Here is a 12,347-nt window from a genome sequence, read left to right on the forward strand (position 1 = left end):
CCCTGGTACGTTCCCGGCGTAATCCGCCAGCGATACGGCCCCTTGATCCTGCAGCACGTCGCCATCCACGACACTGATCGAAATCGGCACATCCTGCAGGTTCTGTTCGCGCTTTTGCGCGGTCACCACGATGACACCTGGCTCGGAGAGCGGCTCGTTGCCGGAACCGGAAGAGGCGTTCTCCTGCGCAAGCGATAACGAGGCCGTGAAGGCCGTGCAGAGCGCCGCTGTGCTGGCCGTCAGGCGAACAGAGCCCATGATCATCGTTGATCTCTCCCCTCTCGTATAGCCGGCTTGCATTTCGCCCAGCCGTACACGTCCCCGATTCTCTAATTTGCTATACTTTGTCCTATTTGGAGAATTGTCAATCGGATTAGGATATCACTCTTCGGGATATCCCCACACTGCCGGATCACAATGAACGACGCCGGCCTCGTAGCGGACGCCGGGCGTGCGGTCCCTGGCCAGAAACGTAGGGCCATCGAGGTCGACGATGTCGCAGACCTGCCCGAGAATATAGGATGGCGCCATCGACAGACTTGATCCCATCATGTTGCCGACCATGACGCCCAGGCCGAGACGTTTTGCATGGTGCGCGATGGCCAGACCCTCCGTCAGTCCTCCGCACTTGTCGAGCTTGATGTTCACCATGTCGAACCGGCCGACAAGCGCATCCGTATCGGCGAGCGTAAGGGCGCTTTCGTCGGCGACGAAGGGCAAGGGCCGCTGAAAGCCGTCCAGGTCCGCTTCCCGTCCGCGCGCCAACGGCTGCTCCAATTGCGCGACCCCGCATTCGAGGAGTACGGGCAGAAGCTGGGGCAAGGTCGAGATCGTGTAGCCCTGATTTGCATCCACCCCCAGCCAGGCTTCTGGACGGGCCGCGCGCAGTGCCCGCAAGCGAGCGATGTCGAGTTCAACCTCACCTGTTAGCTTCACCTTTATGGGAACCAGAGGATCGATCCCTTGGGACGCCTGCGCCATTGCCTTCGGTGTGTCGGCGCCAAGCGTCAGAGTTGAAGGGAGCGGGCGCGGTGACTCCAGCCCCGCAAGCTGCCAGACGGGACGACCCGTCTGGCGCGCCTCAAGATCCCAATACGCGCAGTCGATCGCGTTTCGCGCGCCGCCCGGCGGGAGAATGGATTGCAGTTCCTGCCGCGTCGCCCCGGCTTCGACGGCTTCGCGAGCGCTTTCCGCCTGGGCTCTCATGTTGGCGGCATCCTCGCCCAGATAATAGGCCCCGGCGCCCTCGCCGCGACCGGAATGGGTCCCGTCGCTCAGCCGCGCGACCAGCACTTCGGTCCTCTCGAAGACATGGCCCGTGATGCGGAATGGCCGGTGATAGGGGAATTTTTCGATCGCCAGCGAGAGGATGAGGGACTGAGGCGGCGCCTTTGTCATCAATAGACCAGTCCATAACCGTAGAGGTGAAAGCGGAACGTGATCCATGTGAGGATCAGTGCCGCAAGCACCAGCAGCACGGCGCCAAGCCGCATGGTCCAGCGACGCCCGTCTCTGATCGTGCCGAGCAGATGCCAGGCGGATGTGACCAGCAGGCCGACCGACGCGAGCGGCGTCAGGGTGCGCAACAGCTGGATCAGCCAATCGAGCGGCCCGCCGATTGCGCCGATATCGCTGGAAAAGACGATGATCATCGCGGCCCAGCCCGCTACGGCCAAAAGGACGAGCCAGGAAAACGCGCGCGATAGCCGATAGGCCAATAGCGACCTGCCGCTCAGTGCGAAATCGGCAGCGAATCTGCGCCGAACGATGGCCCGCACCGGCCAGGCAAGTGCCGCCAGGACCACGATCGCGAGGGCGGCTATGAGGCTGGGAATCAGCCAGGCCGGATCGGCCCCTGTCGGCGTGCGATACAGCACCGTGAAGGGTGAAATGGTGTCGATACTGAAGCGGATGACTCGTCCGTCCTCCACCTGCGCCGCAACACGCTCGCCGGTCACGGTATCGCGCCATACGAATGGTTCGATTTCTACCCAGTCGCGCGCGCCCGCACTGAGATTGTCTAGTGACGGAAGGGCAATCCTTCCATCGGCATCGACGACGACCTCGTTCGGTCCGAGCAGCTGAAGCAAGCTCAGGAAGTTGGTGAAGGCCCCGCGGCTCATCGTATAGCTTCCGGCGAGCATGCGCGCGTGTTCTGCTGCGATTTGCGGATCGACAGGCTGATCGTCGCGCGTACTCGGGAAATAGCGTTCGGCGAAGCGATGGCCGAGCGCGGCGCGTATCGCTTGCGCCGCTCCCGCTTTGCCCGGGCTGTTCATGGAGATGTAGAGACCGGTATCATATTCCGGGAACAGCCAAAGATAGCTGTGAAACGCCTCGGTATCGCCGCCATGGGCGATGGCCCGGGTATTGCCGAGCCTCTGCTCGTAGAAGCCAAGCGCCATCGTGTTGAGGGGGGCAATGTTGGGCGCTCGGTAATTGTGCATCTGCGCAGCGGTGGAGGGTTCGAGCAGGGGGCCGCCATTTTGAAGGTGGGCGATCATGAACCGGCCCATGTCGGCACCGCTTGCGGACAGGCTGCCTGCGGGGGCGGGAATTACGATCTCAAAGGGGCTGGGATCCTGCCCGATCGCCATATACCCCTTCGACATCTGGTCGCGAAGCCGGCCCGGCAAAGGCTGGCGAAAGGTGGAGGACTGCATGTCAAGAGGTGCGAAGATCTTGTCTGCGACATAATCGTCGAAGGACATCCCGCTGACCCGCTCGACGATGCACGCAGCAAGAGCCGTCGCATAGTTGGAATAGGCCGGCGTGGTCCCCGGAGCGAAAACGCGCTCCGGAAGGGCGATGCGCGCATACTCCGCCAGCGGCATCAAGGCATCCGGGTCCCGTGAAATGAGATAGCGGACGGACTCCTCGAAGCCGGCAGTGTGCGTCATGATATGACGCAGGGTAATCGGCTTGCCGTCGCGCGGCGGAATTTCGAAATCAAGGTAACGATTTACATCTTGATCGAGGTCGAGCTTTCCGGCCTCCACCTGCTGCATGACCGCCGTCCAGGTAAAGAGCTTGGACACGGAACCGGGACGAAAGAGCGTCCGTTGAGGATCGACTGGCCGACCCGCGGCCAAGTCGGCCTATCCGTAGCCCTTCTGTACGATCTGTTCTCCATCCTTAACAATCACGACGACCGCACCGGGGATCTGCCCCCGTTCCAGCGCATAGGGGATGAACCCGTCGAGCCACGCCTCCGCATCCTCTGCGTTGAGTGGCTTGGATCGGGAAGAGGTCGCCTCTGAGGGGGCAGCAACGGTGGGGACGTCGGCTACGTCCGCTTTCGGAGGCAGCGGCCCTTGTGCAGCCAACGGCGCGGATCCGACGACGGTCAGCACCAGTCCGATCAAGTTGAGAATTCGCATTTTCACCCCTCCTTGCCGCCTCGAACGGCCTTGCGGCCGCGTCAGGTCGTGCCTAACATCATGCTCATCATGTCCTCTCTCGGACATAATGATCCTAAACAGAAAATTGTCAATCGGAGCGTCGACGCATGGGATCCGGCAGCAAACCCCCAACCTTAGGCGAGGTAATGCGCGGCATTCGCTCTCAACGAGCGTGGACTCTAAAGCAGATGAGTGAAGCCGCCGGAATTCCGGTTTCCACACTCTCGAAAGTCGAGCATGACCGGCTTACGCTGACTTATGACAAGCTGCAGCAGGTCAGTCAGCGGTTACAACTGCGCATGTCGGACCTTTTCGCCGAGGAAGAGGAGGAGCAGGCGCCGCAGGTAACCGGGCGCAGAAGTATCGGAACACTGGAGACCGCGGCCCGCGTCGAAACGGAAAATTACGATTACCACTATCTCTGCACGGATCTGCGCAAGAAGCGCATGATCCCGATCGTCACGCGAATTCGCGCGCGCAGCACCAGCGAGTTCGGTGAATTGGTGAAACATCAGGGCGAAGAATTCATCTACGTAATCGAGGGCGCGATCGAGGTGCATTCCGAATTTTATGACCCGGTTGTGATCAAGGCGGGTGAGAGCATTTATCTCGATTCGACGATGGGCCATGCGTACATCGCCGCCAAAGGCTACGAAGAAGCCACGGTGCTCGGCGTATGCTCCAGCGCTGATGAGGGCTTGATAAATTCGCTGATGAGCTTGCGGGGATAAGGTCAAAAGCTGAGCGATCCACGACTGAGGTGGTCTTTGAAATCGGGAGGTCTCAAGCTTATCCCCACCTCAAGATGCGAGGCGTGAAAACTTGACCGGTATCCCGGAACGCCTCCACCTGTGCGGCAGCGGCCTACCCGCCCCCTGCGCGCGCAGCCGTTCCACGGGCAAGCGCCGCAGAACCCAGGGACGGTCCATAGGCGGCTTTAAGGGAGGAAGAGAAATGATCGAACTCGTTATCGACCAGCGCCGCAGGGATTTGGGAGGCGGTTTCGAAGTTGGCCGCGTTCTTCCGTTCGCCAAGAGACGCATGGTCGGCCCCTTCGTGTTCTTCGACCACATGGGACCCGTCGAAATCGCGGCCGGCACCGATCGCAGCATTGATGTACGGCCGCATCCGCATATCGGACTATCGACCGTCTCATATGTTTTCTCCGGCGAGATCATGCACCGCGACAGCCTGGGCTATGAGCAGGCCATTCGGCCGCGGGAGGTGAACTGGATGACCGCCGGCAGCGGCATTACCCACAGTGAGCGCTTCGAGAAGGCGCACCTCGAGGGCGACCACCTGCATGGCATTCAGGCGTGGGTCGCCCTTCCTGATGGACAGGAGGAAATCGATCCAAGCTTTTCTCATCATTCGGGCAATGCCCTTCCGCATTGGGACGAGGCCGGCGTAACCGGGCACCTGATCGCGGGCAGTGCGTACGGCCTGACGGCGGCGGCGAAGACGCATTCGCCGATGTTCTATGCACATCTCGACATGAAGGCGGGTTCGGAGGCCGAGATCCCCAGCGGTCATTCCGAAAGGGCGATCTATATTGCGAGCGGTGCCATCGAAATCGACGGTCGGGAATATCGTGCCGGCAAATTGCTGGTTCTTGGCGCCCCAGCCTCTCGGATGCGGGCGGTGGAGACCTCCCGTGTCATGGTGCTGGGCGGCGAGCCGATAGGAGAGCGTCTTCTTTACTGGAACTTCGTGTCCTCCTCCAGGGATCGGCTCGCACAGGCCGCCCTGGACTGGAAGGAGGGGCGGATGAAATTGCCCGACGCCGACAGTGCGGAGTTCATCCCGCTGCCGGAAGATCCCGTACCGCCAGCTCCGGCAATGTCCTGAAGATCCTGAGCGTCTTTGGAGGTTTTCCACTTCGCAATGACCGCAGCGGCGTTTCCCCGACATCGTTTGTCGCAAAGCCCTCGCCGATTTCCCGCCGTTCTCGCGGCGATGGTACCCCCGGCCGGAATCGAACCGGCAATCCCGTAGGAACTCGATTTTGAGTCGAGCGCGTCTACCAATTCCGCCACGGGGGCCCGTAGGGATCGGGAGCGCTTGATAGCGTCACTCTCTCCGCTTGCCAATCGCTGCGATGGTGGGCACAGGCATGCGCCATGGCTGATGGCGAACGCATTGCGAAATTGATGGCCCGGGCCGGTGCGGGCTCGCGCCGGGAGGTCGAACGCATGATCGCCGAGGGGCGCGTTGCGCTGAATGGCAAGGTTCTGTCATCGCCGGCGCTGAACCTTCCATCGCTGAGCGGTGTGACATTGGATGGCAATCCGCTGGGAAAGGCGGCGGCACCGAAATTATGGCGACTCCATAAGCCGGTGGGTACGCTGACGACGGAAAGGGACCCGAAAGGCCGCAAGACGATCTTCGATCTGCTGCCCCCCGCCATGCCGCGCGTGAACACAGTCGGGCGCCTCGATTTCAACACGGAAGGGCTGCTGCTGCTGACCAATGACGGGGCTCTCAAACGGGCGCTGGAACTGCCCAAAAACGCGGTGGAGCGCCGATACCGGGCACGGGTCTTCGGCGATGTCGGACAATCCGACCTCGAGAGCCTTGCGGAGGGTCTCACTATCGACGGCGTTCATTACCGCTCGATCGAGGCCAATCTCGACCGCCGTTCCGGCCGTTACGCCTGGATCAGCCTGGCACTGACGGAGGGGAAGAACCGCGAGGTGCGCAAGGTCCTTGATTATCTCGGCCTGAAGGTCGCGCGGCTAATCCGCACCGGTTTTGGCCCCTTCGAACTCGGCGATCTGGCCGTCGGGACGGTCGAGAGCATGCCGGGTGACGCACCCGATATCGCCTGGAAGGCCGCTCGCACCCGAACCTGAGACAGGCTAGACGCGCGTAAGATCGGCTTTGGGGAATCCGGACCAGGCCTCGTCATAATCGGATTGGCACGCCGGACTGCTCGTTGCGGTCCGGGTCGGGCGGAAAACCAGATTCGATTCGAACATGAAGGCCATGGTGTCCTCGATCTTCAATGGCATGAGATCCACGGCCACGGCTTTCCGATAGCTGGCCAGATCCGGCCCGTGGCCTGACATCTGGTTATGCAGCGACGCGCCGCCCGGCGCGAAGCCGCCCTGCTTTGCATCATATGCGCCATGGATCAGGCCCATGAACTCACTCATGACGTTGCGATGGAACCAGGGCGGTCGGAAAGTGTCTTCCGCCACCATCCAGCGTGGGGGGAAGATCACAAAGTCGCAATTCGCCGTTCCATGAACCGCGGTCGGCGAGGTCAGAACCGTGAAGATGCTGGGATCGGGATGATCGAAGCTGACTGTGTTGATGGTGTTGAAACGCGCCAGATCATAGCGATACGGTGCCAGATTGCCGTGCCAGGCCGCGACATCGAAGGGGGAATGAGGCAGTTCTGTGCGCCATAGCCGCCCCTGAAACTTCTGCACGATCTCGAACGGTTCGTCGCTGTCCTCGAACCATGCCGTCGGCGCTTCGAAATCGCGAGGATTGGCCAAGCCGTTCGAGCCGATCGGTCCAAGGTCGGGCAGTCGAAAGAGCGCGCCGTAATTCTCGCACACATATCCACGCGCGTGCCCCTCTTCCAGCTGAACACGGAAGCGCATACCGCGCGGTATGAGAGCAATATGGAGCGGGGGAACGTCGAGACGGCCAAGCTCGGTGTCTATGCGGATCGCCCCTTGCTGCGGAACGATCAACAGCTCACCATCGGCATTCATGAAAGCGCGCCGGTCCATGTCCTTCGACGCCGAATACAGATGTACGCCGACGCCGACCCCAGCATGGACGTCGCCATTGGTGGCATAGGTCACCAAGCCGTCGATAAAGTCCGTGTCCGGCTTCGCCTGCGGAAGGGGATCCCAGCGCAGACGGTTCGGCGTTATCTCAGCCTTTCCATCCGGTGCGGTCACCCAGCTATCCGCCCCGGTATAGGGCGTGAACGGCGCATGATTGGCGGTCGGACGAAGGCGGTAGAGCCAGGAGCGCCGGTTCTCCGCACGCGGCGCCGTAAAGGCCGTACCGCTCAACTGTTCGGCATAGAGGCCGTACGGGACCTTCTGCGGGGAATTTCGGCCTGTCGGCAGCGCGCCATCGACAGCCTCCGACGAGACATGATTGCCAAAGCCCGGATGATAGGAGAGCGGTTCGGCGGGCATGAAAACTCCACGATTATGCACAAGGGGTAGACGGCGCTCGGTCTTGCCTTCCGGCTGCGCAGAACCGTCTATGCCGCCTCGGTTGCGTCCTTGTTCAGAACGCCGCGCTGCACCTGATCGCGCTCGATGCTTTCGAACAGCGCCTTGAAATTGCCTTCGCCGAAGCCCTCGTCCTTCTTTCGCTGAATGATTTCGAAGAAGACAGGGCCCATAAGGTTGCCGGTAAAGATCTGCAGAAGCAAACGCGGATCGCCCTTCTCCGTGGAGCCGTCGAGCAGCAGGCCGCGCGCCTTCATCTCGTCCACGGGCTCACCGTGACCCGGCAGCCGCTCCTCCAGCATTTCGTAATAGGTTTCGGGCGGCGCGGTCATGAAGGGCAGACCATTTGCGCGCAGCTGGTCGATCGTCCTGTAAATATCCGGGGTGGACATGGCGATATGCTGGATGCCCTCCCCGTTGAAATCCATCAGGAACTCCTCAATCTGGCCGCCGCCCTTCTTCGATTCCTCGTTGAGCGGAATGCGGATCTTGCCATCGGGCGCCGTCATGGCCTTCGACGTCAGGCCGGTATATTCGCCCTTGATGTCGAAATAGCGGATTTCGCGGAAGTTGAAGAGCTTCTCGTAGAATTCCGCCCAGAACTTCATGCGGCCGCGATAGACGTTGTGGGTCAGATGGTCGATAATCTCCAGGCCCGCGCCGGCCGGATTGCGATCGGCGCCGTCGAAATATTCGAAGTCGATGTCGTAGATGCTGCCTTCGTCGCCATACCGGTCGATCAGATAGATCAGCGAACCGCCGATGCCCTTGATGGCTGGAATCTTCAATTCCATCCAACCGGTTTCAAGCCTTGCGGGTTCCGCGCCATTTTCCACCAGATGAGTATATGCTTTCGCAGCGTCCTCGACGCGGAACCCCATCGCGCAGGCGCCCTCATTATGTTCCTCGACGAAGTAGGAGGCCGGGGAACGCGGTTCGTTGTTCAGCAGGAAGTTGATGCTATTTTGGCGATAGAGTGTCACATCCTTCGAGCGATGCCTGGCGATCGCGGTGAAGCCGAGCTCTCGGAACATCTTGTCCAGCTTCTGCTTGTCGCCCGCGAATTCCAGGAATTCGAAGCCGTCCAGGCCGACCGGATTTTCAAACGTCTCATGAATGGACATCTCGCGCTCCCATCTGGTTACCGATGAAACTTGTTTGCGCTAGCGGCTAGACATTGCGCGCTCGCCTGTCAATGACTCCCCCAATGTCCGAACCTGCCAATTCGCTCCCCGCGCCCCGCCTTCGCCTGGACGAGTTTCTGCCGTATCGGCTGTCCTTTACCTCGAACCTGGTCTCGGGAACGATCGCCCGCGCCTATGAGGCTCTTTTCGGTCTTCGCATTCCGGAATGGCGTCTTATCGCCGTCATTGCGGAGGCCGGGCAGGCGACGCAACAGGCCATCGGCGCCAGAACGCGCATGGACAAGGTGACGGTCAGCCGCGCGGCGGCTGCTCTCGTGGAACGCGGCGTACTCACACGGCAGGCAAATGATGCAGACAAGCGGTCGCATCTCCTTGCGCTGACAGAGGAAGGACGCGCACTGCATGCGCGTATCGCGCCCATGGCCCTGGAATGGGAAGCCAGGATATTCGGCGAGTTCACTTCAGAGGAACTCGCCGTCCTGATGCGACTGCTACGCCGTATCGACGCGGCGACCCTGGCGTCCCACCCTTCCGAAAAGGCGTAGCGCCGCCAGGCATTTCGCTCGCCGCGCCAAGCCGTGGGAGCGTTCGGCGACTACAGGATGTCTGCGGTCGCTGCCAAGGTCGTATCGGGCATCGCCTCTATGTGCAGGATCACGTCCTGAAAATCGTCGTCGGTCGACTGATCGTCGCGGAGAAGATCCTCGAAGCCCATACGCAGCGTGCTATCCCGCTCTTCCGATGCACCAGTGACGACATGTTCCATACCGTCGACGTTGAGCGAGCCGTTGTGGGACACGAAAATGGTCGCGCCGTCTACAGCGCTACCGCCATTCGTCAGCACTGCAGCGCCGTCCACGATGTCGATGCCGAGATCGTCGCTGCTCAGAACCTCTGCACCGAACAGGTCGGCCCCCTTCTGGATGATAAAGAAGCCGAGCTGATGACCGGCATCGATGCCGCTCACCTCGATGTCCCCGGCGTCGGTTTTCACATTGTCCGCTATGACGCGTACGTCGACGATATTGCCGGCGGCATCGACCTCGTACACGCCGAGGCTGTTCGTGAAATCGGCAACCGCCGACGCCTGTTCGAGTGAGATCACGAACCGGGACGCGGTGTCGCCGTTCAAATACTGCTGGGCACCGACTCCATTGATGTCGCCCGCGCCCACCGCCTGGCCATCGGCCAAGGCCGGCAGGAAGTCCAGAAAGCTGATCTCCGTTCCACCGTCATTGCCACTGAAAATAAGGTCGCCATCGTCGAAATCGACGTCCGTATCCGTGAAGATGATCGATTGATCATCGCGACTGAACGTGAACAGGTCACCGCGGCCGATACCGAAGTCCTCAAGTGCGTAGCGCGCATCCATGAGGTAAAGCGTATCGTCCTCGTCAAACCCGTTAAAGCTGTCGTCGACGAGATCGCCGAAATCCCCCTCGACGCGGTCCACGCCTTCCCCGAGAAGTACGGTATTCATGCCAGCGGCACCGGCATCTCGGTAGATATCGTCTCCGGCACCCAAATCGATAGGACCCATTACACTCCCGCTATTCGACAAAATATCGTTTGTGTAACCAAGCGTCACTTCTTCAAAAACCGTACCATAGATCGATATAACTGCAGGAGAAGAAAGTGCTTCGTTGGGCGATATTATCCCGGAAACAGCGCTCGCTACGTCAAGATCGATTTCACCCCCATAGGTCAGCACCGCGATTGTCGCGTTGGCATCAGTTTGACCGAGTATCCGCAGTTTCGAGTCTTCTGGGGCAACGAATGCTAAATTCTCGACGTTGGTAAATTTCGATAAATCTAGAGAGTTCTTAAAAATCTCCGCGACAACTCGATCGTTTCCATCACCGCCATTGATCATTCCACTTATGGAACTGCCGTTCTGTAGGATCAGCACGTCATCTCCAGAACCCAGAGATACAGTCTCCGCCCCGGTGCTGGCACCATCCAGCCTAATGTCTTCCTCTTCCGAACTACCTTCTATTCGGTTAACAACAGACTCTTCCTGTAACTTCACCGCCCCGCCCGCTAAAGACAGCGTCGCGGTTGGGTTAGAAAATTGCGACAACGTCAAAGAGAAACTCTCTTCTATGAAAATATTTTCAAAGTTAGAAAAGCCACTAAACGACAGGCTATCCGCCGGGGATTCTGCGCTGCTTACCAGGCGTAAGGTCTCAAATTCGTCAAGCTCAAATGAACCAAATAACGATGCCCCCATTACATCGAGAACAAATGTGTCTTGACCTTGCCCCCCAACGGCCACAACAGGACCGGAAATCTCTTGCCCACTTTCGGTGCCGATCGTGACTGACGCCTCCCCAGAAACAAATACGTAGGTGTCATTGCCCTCGCCGAACGAAACTGCACTTTCGCCTGCAGCGGAGGACAACACCTTGCCCCGATCAATTAGATAGTCATTGCCGGCCCCCATTTGTATAAAGCCGGTTCGCTGACCGGATGGCGCATTTTCAAAATAGTCAGCCCCACTAGATCCTAAAAGTGCTGTTCGCCCCGCGATTTGGCCTTCATTGATGACCGTGTTTTCTTCGCCGCTCAAGTGCACGGCAGCATAAGTGTGATTACCGCCAACTCGGAGGGTACCTCCGTTAGCGAAGACATTACCGCTGCCGGTTATGGTAACGGCAGGGTGCCCCTCCCCGACAATCGTTCCCGTATTGATTATGCTTTGGCCATCTTCGCTAATTACAAGTTCGTCCACTGAATCCTCCCTGATACGCTGGGAAACAAGAGATTAAGGGCTATGTTGTTCCCACAGCAACCGCAAGCGTGACGAAATCGGTTATTGGATAGGCGTCGCTGGCAGTCATCGCCTTCCCATCAGGACCTGAACCCGCTCCGGCGCCGCCAGGTGCATTGCCGCGAGAGTCGTGGTCGCATAAAGCGCCTCCATTCGTCGCCTGCGTTCGCCAAACCCAAGAACAATGCTTGCGCCCTGATAGTGCGGACGCCGAAGCTGAAGATGTCTGCCTTATTGGCGGTTTCGGCAGCGAGGCGAGTGCGAATGCGCCGGCCGTTGCCGCCGGACATCTTCGAGACGGCGGAGATCGATGCGCATCGATACGCGGTCCCTAAGGCCGGTGAGGTGCCGAGCCACAACGAAAGTTTCGACCGCTGAGCGCCTGAGCAATATGGAACAGCGTTGCATTTTATGCGTCCCCGGTAGCACGTCCCCGACCGTCCGGCTTAGCGGGACTGCAGAGCCGGACTGCAGTTTGCGCGCATGTATAATTGCGACAAACGCCGCCCCGGCAAACCCGGGGCGGCGTCGGAGAACCCTTCGCGTTAGAGGATTTACGCAGCTTCAACCGTGGGAATGATGAAGCCATAGGCGGTTTCGACCGGTGCTTCGACCGTCGGGATGATGAAGCCGTAGGCGGTCTCGACCGGCGCTTCGGCCGTCGGGATGATGAAACCGTAGGCCGTCTCGACCGGCGCTTCAGCCGTCGGAATGATGAAACCGTAGGCGGTCTCGACCGGCGCTTCGACCGTCGGGATGATGAAGCCGTAGGCCGTCTCGACCTGCTCTTCAGCCGTCGGAATGATGAAACCGTAGGCGGTCTCGACCT

General features: G+C 59.9%; 11 protein-coding genes, 1 tRNA gene and 1 pseudogene. 4 read left to right on the top strand and 9 right to left on the bottom strand.

The window, feature by feature from the left end; all coding sequences use genetic code 11:
* The 4 genes and pseudogenes from C725_RS14615 to C725_RS16770 all read right to left on the bottom strand — a co-directional run.
* Positions 1 to 264: pseudogene (locus C725_RS14615) on the bottom strand (TonB-dependent receptor); the annotation flags it as partial.
* A gap of 117 nt (positions 265 to 381) precedes the next feature.
* Positions 382 to 1,398, bottom strand: coding sequence for a dipeptide epimerase (locus tag C725_RS14620; RefSeq protein WP_008603951.1), 1,017 nt, complete (start codon positions 1,396 to 1,398; stop codon positions 382 to 384).
* Positions 1,398 to 3,092, bottom strand: a complete 1,695-nt coding sequence (locus C725_RS14625; protein ID WP_078056327.1) for a serine hydrolase domain-containing protein — start codon at positions 3,090 to 3,092, stop codon at positions 1,398 to 1,400. Before C725_RS14625 ends, C725_RS14620 begins: the two co-directional genes overlap by 1 nt.
* Positions 3,093 to 3,098: 6 nt before the next feature.
* A complete protein-coding gene (locus C725_RS16770) occupies positions 3,099 to 3,380 on the bottom strand; it encodes a hypothetical protein (RefSeq protein ID WP_008603953.1) in 282 nt (93 codons plus the stop codon).
* 167 nt (positions 3,381 to 3,547) lie between these two features.
* Between C725_RS16770 and C725_RS14630 the strand changes: the two genes are divergently transcribed.
* Positions 3,548 to 4,132, top strand: a complete 585-nt coding sequence (locus C725_RS14630) for a helix-turn-helix domain-containing protein (RefSeq protein ID WP_420804928.1) — start codon at positions 3,548 to 3,550, stop codon at positions 4,130 to 4,132.
* A 223-nt stretch (positions 4,133 to 4,355) separates the two neighbouring features.
* Positions 4,356 to 5,249 (top strand): pirin family protein, encoded by an 894-nt coding sequence (locus tag C725_RS14635; RefSeq protein ID WP_008603955.1) that lies wholly within the window; start codon positions 4,356 to 4,358, stop codon positions 5,247 to 5,249.
* Between the two features lie 109 nt (positions 5,250 to 5,358).
* Here the strand turns inward: C725_RS14635 and C725_RS14640 are convergent.
* A tRNA-Leu gene (locus C725_RS14640) sits at positions 5,359 to 5,443 on the bottom strand.
* A 78-nt stretch (positions 5,444 to 5,521) separates the two neighbouring features.
* Between C725_RS14640 and C725_RS14645 the strand changes: the two genes are divergently transcribed.
* Positions 5,522 to 6,253 carry a pseudouridine synthase gene (locus tag C725_RS14645; protein WP_008603956.1) on the top strand — a complete coding sequence of 244 codons (732 nt, stop codon included), beginning with the start codon at positions 5,522 to 5,524 and terminating at the stop codon, positions 6,251 to 6,253.
* Positions 6,254 to 6,259: 6 nt separating this feature from the next.
* Here the strand turns inward: C725_RS14645 and hmgA are convergent, their stop codons facing one another.
* Both hmgA and hppD read right to left on the bottom strand, forming a co-directional pair.
* Positions 6,260 to 7,564: a homogentisate 1,2-dioxygenase gene (gene hmgA / locus C725_RS14650; RefSeq protein ID WP_008603957.1), complete on the bottom strand. Its 1,305-nt coding sequence runs from the start codon at positions 7,562 to 7,564 to the stop codon at positions 6,260 to 6,262.
* A gap of 68 nt (positions 7,565 to 7,632) precedes the next feature.
* Positions 7,633 to 8,727 (bottom strand): 4-hydroxyphenylpyruvate dioxygenase, encoded by a 1,095-nt coding sequence (gene hppD, locus C725_RS14655; RefSeq protein WP_008603958.1) that lies wholly within the window; start codon positions 8,725 to 8,727, stop codon positions 7,633 to 7,635.
* Between the two features lie 83 nt (positions 8,728 to 8,810).
* Here hppD and C725_RS14660 point away from each other — a divergent pair, with 83 nt between their 5' ends.
* Positions 8,811 to 9,293 carry a MarR family winged helix-turn-helix transcriptional regulator gene (locus C725_RS14660; protein ID WP_008603959.1) on the top strand — a complete coding sequence of 161 codons (483 nt, stop codon included), beginning with the start codon at positions 8,811 to 8,813 and terminating at the stop codon, positions 9,291 to 9,293.
* 50 nt (positions 9,294 to 9,343) lie between these two features.
* Here C725_RS14660 and C725_RS16300 read toward each other — a convergent pair whose 3' ends face one another.
* Both C725_RS16300 and C725_RS14675 read right to left on the bottom strand, forming a co-directional pair.
* Positions 9,344 to 11,479, bottom strand: coding sequence for a DUF4114 domain-containing protein (locus C725_RS16300; RefSeq protein WP_149864715.1), 2,136 nt, complete (start codon positions 11,477 to 11,479; stop codon positions 9,344 to 9,346).
* Positions 11,480 to 12,072: 593 nt separating this feature from the next.
* On the bottom strand, positions 12,073 to 12,347 hold a 275-nt coding region (locus C725_RS14675; RefSeq protein ID WP_038283693.1), incomplete at its 5' end, for a hypothetical protein.

It is taken from the genome of Pacificimonas flava (genome assembly GCF_000342165.1).
Lineage (GTDB): Bacteria > Pseudomonadota > Alphaproteobacteria > Sphingomonadales > Sphingomonadaceae > Pacificimonas > Pacificimonas flava.

Coding starts and splice junctions, on each gene's coding strand:
- C725_RS16770 (WP_008603953.1), bottom strand. CDS start 3,380: ATGCGAATTCTCAACTTGATCGGACTGGTGCTGACCGTCGTCGGATCC.
- C725_RS14660 (WP_008603959.1), top strand. CDS start 8,811: ATGTCCGAACCTGCCAATTCGCTCCCCGCGCCCCGCCTTCGCCTGGAC.
- C725_RS14630 (WP_420804928.1), top strand. CDS start 3,548: ATGCGCGGCATTCGCTCTCAACGAGCGTGGACTCTAAAGCAGATGAGT.
- C725_RS14620 (WP_008603951.1), bottom strand. CDS start 1,398: ATGACAAAGGCGCCGCCTCAGTCCCTCATCCTCTCGCTGGCGATCGAA.
- C725_RS14635 (WP_008603955.1), top strand. CDS start 4,356: ATGATCGAACTCGTTATCGACCAGCGCCGCAGGGATTTGGGAGGCGGT.
- hppD (WP_008603958.1), bottom strand. CDS start 8,727: ATGTCCATTCATGAGACGTTTGAAAATCCGGTCGGCCTGGACGGCTTC.
- C725_RS14645 (WP_008603956.1), top strand. CDS start 5,522: ATGGCTGATGGCGAACGCATTGCGAAATTGATGGCCCGGGCCGGTGCG.
- hmgA (WP_008603957.1), bottom strand. CDS start 7,564: ATGCCCGCCGAACCGCTCTCCTATCATCCGGGCTTTGGCAATCATGTC.